Source organism: Candidatus Thiosymbion oneisti (genome assembly GCF_004359955.1).
Lineage (GTDB): Bacteria > Pseudomonadota > Gammaproteobacteria > Chromatiales > Chromatiaceae > Thiosymbion > Thiosymbion oneisti.
This window is the reverse complement of record NZ_SMSC01000078.1, coordinates 1-1,806: the sequence shown is the minus strand read 5'-3', so window position 1 is coordinate 1,806 and position 1,806 is coordinate 1. Positions and strand designations below refer to the sequence as shown.

Here is a 1,806-nt window from a genome sequence, read left to right as displayed (position 1 = left end):
CCACACCTTTATTCCCGGCGTCTTCGCCGCCGGGGATATGCGCCGCGGCCAATCCCTCGTCGTCTGGGTCATCCGCGAAGGCCGCCAGCGTGCCCGCGCGGTGGACGAATGGTTGATGGGGAAATCGGATTTGCCCTAATTGTTCAGCCCCCTTAAGGATTTTGGCTCGATGTGGACATAACCCTCCGATTGTCATTTCGAGCGAAGCGAGAAATCTTATGCTAAGACTGTGAGTAACTAAGGGGCGATAGAAGGGATAAAAATAGGAAGAGGGGCCAAGCTCGATTAATTCTCCTCACATCGCCAAGATACCGTGCAATCTCATGAGACTTATGCTCGACATTCCCGATCCCTTGATCGGCCATTTAGCGGACATCGCAGAGGACCTGTCGCAGGCGGTGCTTGAAGGCTTTGCGGCAGATGCTTACCGCTCCGGTCAGCTGTCCCGCGCAGAGGTCGGCCACCTTTTAGGGCATGACTCCGTATGGAAGACTGAAGAGTTTTTGTCACGGCACGACGCCTGGCCTTCACCAAGCCTGGATGAAGTGTTGTCAGATCTCAGACACCTGCGCTCGGCCGACATACCGTGATCGTTATCAGTGATACATCCGTTCTTTGTTACTTGGCCATTCTTGATCTTGCCGACATCCTCAAGCGCCGATTCAAGCGTGTAAGCATCCCGCGGGAGGTTGTAACCGAAGCGACGTTTCCGCGAGCTCCCACACCGCTTCGTGCGTTGCTTCAGAGTCTTCCTGATTGGTTAATCGTCGAGTCAGCCCCACCGCTGGATCTTCCTGCCCTTGATCGTCTCGATCGAGGCGAAGCTGCCGCCATTCGCTTGGCAATCCATCAAGGGGCAGACTTTGTTCTAATGGACGAAAGGCAGGGAAGATGCGTCGCCGAACAGGCAGGTTTGCGTGTGATCGGAACCTTGGGATTGATTGCTGATGCGGCAAAGCGGGAATGGCTCGATTTTGATGGTGCAATCAAACAGCTCTTGAGCAAAACCAACTTTCGCGTATCGACCAAGGTTGTTGCCGAGGTGCGACAACGTATTTTGCCGCAGCGATAATCCATAATCCATGCACACTGCCCTGCACGCGGACAAAAAGGGACAAAAAAGGAGACAGAGACAAAGAAAGACAGAAGACAAAGAAGCGAGCTCGACGGACGACGGACGCGGCAACGTCATGGATCAAGGACACCCACTTTGTTTGGGAGGTCGAGCTCGATGGGTGACAGAAAGAGGACCCCCATCCGTCCAAGGCATCCATGTCCCGGACGCCGAATTCATCAGCGCCGAAGGCAAACAAGTCGTCGTTATCGGCGGCGGCGACACCGGCTCGGACTGCATCGGCACCGCCAACCGCCACGGCGCCAAATCCGTCACCCAGCTCGAAATCCTGCCCAAACCCCCGGAGAAAGAGAACAAGGGGTTGACCTGGCCCGATTGGCCCAATAAGCTGCGCACCTCCAGCTCCCAGGAAGAAGGCTGCGAACGCAGGTGGTCCGTGGCGACCAAGAGATTTGTCGATGACGGCAAGGGCAATCTCAAAGGACTCGAGTGCATCCAGGTCGAGTGGAGCAAGGACACTGCCGGGTGCTGGCAGATGAACGAAATCGCGGGCTCCGAGTTCTCCTTAGAAGCCGATCTGGTCACCCTCGCCATGGGTTTCGCGCATCCGATCCATGCCGGGATGCTCCAAGAACTGGGCGGGGCGAGAATAGGGCGAGAATAAAAGGACACCCACTTTGTTTACCGAAGGCCCCGACGCCTAACCACATCTCCATCCCCAGCGTCTTCGC

Annotated in this window: 2 protein-coding genes and 1 pseudogene; all 3 read left to right on the top strand. The window is 56.2% G+C overall.

Annotation, left to right across the window (positions count from 1 at the left end; all coding sequences use genetic code 11):
• Window positions 1-332 precede the first annotated feature (332 nt).
• Window positions 333-590 (top strand): UPF0175 family protein, encoded by a 258-nt coding sequence (locus tag E1958_RS19450; protein WP_165742398.1) that lies wholly within the window; start codon window positions 333-335, stop codon window positions 588-590.
• Entirely contained in the window at window positions 587-1,072 is a 486-nt protein-coding gene (locus tag E1958_RS19445) for a PIN domain-containing protein (RefSeq protein ID WP_133513343.1), read from the top strand. The genes E1958_RS19450 and E1958_RS19445 overlap by 4 nt, the downstream gene beginning before the upstream one ends.
• Window positions 1,073-1,244: 172 nt before the next feature.
• A pseudogene (gene gltD, locus E1958_RS19440) lies at window positions 1,245-1,712 on the top strand (glutamate synthase); the annotation flags it as partial.
• Between the last annotated feature and the right edge of the window lie 94 nt (window positions 1,713-1,806).